Raw genomic sequence first — 3,589 nt, forward strand, 5'->3', positions numbered from 1 at the left:
GCCGACTAAGATTAGTGTGCCGATGAAACAGAAACGCTGCATGATGAGCCCCGCCTTCTTGGAGCAAGTCCTTGTGGCCGGATTTACATCAGCGCCTAAATCTTAACCATTCATGCGGACGCCCTGTCAGTTTAGTGTTGCTTCACCGTTTTACCACTCCATTGGTGTACTACGTCAGGCCACTGATCTTTGATGGGATTAAAGCGGGTGGCAAATTGTGAAGGTGAAATAAAAGGCAATAAGCAATAAAACACTGGCGCCAATATCCAGCCTATGATCCGAGCCTTAAGGCTCCAGTTAGCGTGGGGAATTTTATACACAAAAGCTTGGGGTTGATTGGCGAAAGATATGCCTGTTGGTCCTTCACTCATAAAGCGTCTAACGAATTCCCAGTAGCTGTAGGTTTCGCTATGGCCGCTAACGGACATCAGTAAATTCAATGCCACGGGTTGACTGCGAGCTTGGTTATTGACGCAATGCTGGGGATACAGCCACAGATTGAGATTGTAAGCATCAGAAAATGCACCATAGCCTACATGATGAGGGGCAAACATTGTGGCTATTTCGCACTCTTTCCATGGAATGCGATATAAGGCTTTTTTGTGAAATACGTATACTTCTTGGTTTTTATGGTGAAAGCGTACTGGGGTTCTCAATGGTCGGCAGACGTCAATAAAGCACATCAATAGCATACAAACAACTAGCCCTAATTCGACGGGGCCTAAATACAACCAAGGAACATCGTCACGGCCAAGTCTGAGTATGAAGTACAGAAACAAAAACATAGGCAACAGTAAAAATTGCGCTGCACGTGTCAAGGTTTGGCGGTTATGAACGCTATTGACCCGCATGTCGATAAAGTCGCCATGGGTGCCGGCTGAATATAAATAGAAGGCAACATTGTATTGAGCGTCATCTTGCATTGGAATGGATTTGGCGGGGGGATTAAGTACATCCTCCATGATGTGGCTGGTGCCAAAGCCAGTACTAAAGCCATGACCTCGACGTTTAATTGTATTGATAAATGACGGGGTATAGCCGTCTTCCTCTGCACCAATCCAGAGATCTTTTGATACTTTAGTTATTTTATTGGGCATTAGCACTTTAGTCTGTTTTTTCACCAATGCTAACATTGGTTGGCGCAAAATTTAACCATTATTAACGTTGCGTGGCTAGTATCAACTTGTTGGCATCGATCAGTATCAAGCTGGTAAACGTCAATAAGTGACCTGGTCAACTGAATTCGGTCACCCTAGTTAAGTTCTTTAAGCTACTTCTTTTAACGGCTTGGTCATACGTTCAAATTCATTAGGACTTTGATAATTGAGGTATGAATGCATCCGTTGGCTGTTGTACCACATAGTGATGTAATTCAATACATCTTGCTGAGCTGCATACCGCGTTCGATAATTGCGCCAATGAATTCGTTCCTGCTTCAAACTACCGAAAAAGCTTTCTACTACTGCATTATCCCAGCAACAGCCTTTTTTACTCATACTGCCTACAAACCTATGTAACTGCAGTATCCGTCTATATTGATGGCTTGCATATTGAACGCCTTGAACTGAGTGTATTATCAATCCGGCTTTAGGTTTTCGCTGCCATATTGCCATTGTTAATGCATCACAAACTAGCTGCGCTTTCATTCTGCTGCCCATGCTCCAACCCACAATCTTACGTGAATATAAGTCTATGACGACTGCTAAATACAGCGATCCTTCAGCAGTCCATATGTACGTAATGTTCTGTACCCACGCTTGCTCAGGTCGTTCAACATCAAAATCCTGTTTAAGTTCATTATCATATGTAGGTTTCTTGTGGTCGCTGTTCGTTGTGGCTTTGTATTTCTTTTTATAACGTACCCAAACATTTGCTTCTTTCATCAATTGAGCGGTTTTCTTACGTCCAACAGGATAATCAAGTGAATTCAAAGCCTTCTGAATACGTCGTTGCCCATAGGTATTATCACTAACGTCGGCAATATTTTTCACCCATAGCAACATTTCTTGATGCTCAGTATCAATAGGTACCTGAGACTTGCGCTTTTGATAGCTATAGTAATTATTATTTTTCACACCCAACACGTGACACATTAATATCACCGGCCAGATCTTCTTATTTTGGGCAATAAACGCGTATTTTACTTCGTTTCTTTGGCAAAGAAGACCGTCGCTTTTTTTAATATCTCACGCTCCATTTCTAAGCGCTTTACTTGTGCCTTTAGCTTGCGGATCTCTTCTTGCTCAGGTGTTAGCTTGCCATTGCCTCTAAATGCATGACCATCATCATTTTCTGATTCTTTTATCCAGCGACCAAGTAGTTGAGGAGTGAGCTCTAAATTTCTAGCGGCTTCAGCAATACTGTAATTTTGCTCTCTTACCAGTGCAATGGCATCAAGCTTGAATTCTTTTGAATAGGATTTACGTGTTTTCATTTCAATCTCCAGTTAAATCAATTATCTCTTAACTGGGGTAGTCGTATCAATTAAACCACGTCAAGGTTTTACTTATTGCAGTGCGTGGAAGGCAAGCAGTATCTAAGTCACAACGTCTCTATATTGTTTGCATTTGAAGATACATGGTCTTTGTTACATACGCAAAGTCAAAAGCTTCGATTTATTGAGCGTTTCTGTGAGTTCGTGACAGCTACTTTTTATGGTAATAATAATTTATTCTACACAATTCAAAGTGATTTTGTTCCACCAAGCAAGTTGAATGAAGAAACATTACTAATTAATTGCTTATCACCCCCCGGTTTCTGGGGGCATATTTTGATTGCACTTGCATCAATTTTAAAGCATAAATCTCAGTTACCTTTGGCAACCTTTAATATTCTACTTTTAAATTTGCATGAGAAGTGTTTTTGGGTATTTGAAGACGAATCAGCGCGACTGGTAATCCGTAGCATGACGGAGCCAAAAATATTACCTAATACGCTAGCGCTAAGTTGTCGAAACTTACTATTAGGTAGAAAAAATAATTTGCATCAAATAACACTCGCTGAGTCTATCGTATATCTTTTTCGTGAAGATTTGGTTAAAGATCTTGAAAAGGCTAGGCTGATTGATGTGTTGGTACATTATGCTGATAGTTAACAAGCGCAATCACGCGCATCAAATTTTCGCCGCGCTCCAATTTGCCTGGTGTTGCGGGCGTCATATGCTCAGGGAAGGTAATGTATTCAATTTTACCTAATGGTCGCTTAATTGATGGAATTATTTCAAATGCTTTTAAAGAGCTAAGTCTTACCACCTTCCATTAAGCATGTGAGTCTGTGAGTATCGTTGGTGCGATTGGATAAATTGAGACGTAAAACCTCATTGATTCAGGTCATAACAACTCTCTTTTCTAGCATTCTCACTTCCGATGGAATTTTCTGGTGCCAACTATGATAGCGACGAGTTGATTTAAAAGAGATAAAAGAATTATTCAGGGGATAATCACTGTTAATGATTCCGCTTATCTGGTAAGCCCCTAGAACAGTAGACACTTCATAGAGTTATACTTAACCAAAAATATGAGGTGTTACATGCGCGGAAAACGATATCCAGATGAGTTCAAAATAGAAGCTGTTAAACAAGTCACTGAGC

3 protein-coding genes are annotated in these 3,589 nt (G+C 40.7%); 1 reads left to right on the forward strand and 2 read right to left on the reverse strand.

The window, feature by feature from the left end:
- Window positions 1-131 precede the first annotated feature (131 nt).
- Together KU855_RS18555 and KU855_RS18560 are read right to left on the reverse strand one after the other, a co-directional pair.
- Window positions 132-1,097, reverse strand: coding sequence for a DUF6708 domain-containing protein (locus tag KU855_RS18555; RefSeq protein WP_218532762.1), 966 nt, complete (start codon window positions 1,095-1,097; stop codon window positions 132-134).
- Between the two features lie 168 nt (window positions 1,098-1,265).
- Window positions 1,266-2,434 (reverse strand): IS3 family transposase gene (locus KU855_RS18560; RefSeq protein WP_371316391.1). Its coding sequence is split into 2 segments (ribosomal slippage): window positions 1,266-2,173 and window positions 2,173-2,434, totalling 1,170 coding nucleotides; the frame shifts between segments, so codons are not numbered across the junction.
- A gap of 123 nt (window positions 2,435-2,557) precedes the next feature.
- Between KU855_RS18560 and KU855_RS18565 the strand changes: the two genes are divergently transcribed.
- Complete coding sequence (locus KU855_RS18565) at window positions 2,558-3,094, forward strand: hypothetical protein (RefSeq protein WP_218532765.1); 537 nt, start codon at window positions 2,558-2,560, stop codon at window positions 3,092-3,094.
- Window positions 3,095-3,589 lie beyond the last annotated feature (495 nt).

The organism is Shewanella sp. NIFS-20-20, assembly GCF_019209865.1.
GTDB lineage: Bacteria > Pseudomonadota > Gammaproteobacteria > Enterobacterales > Shewanellaceae > Shewanella.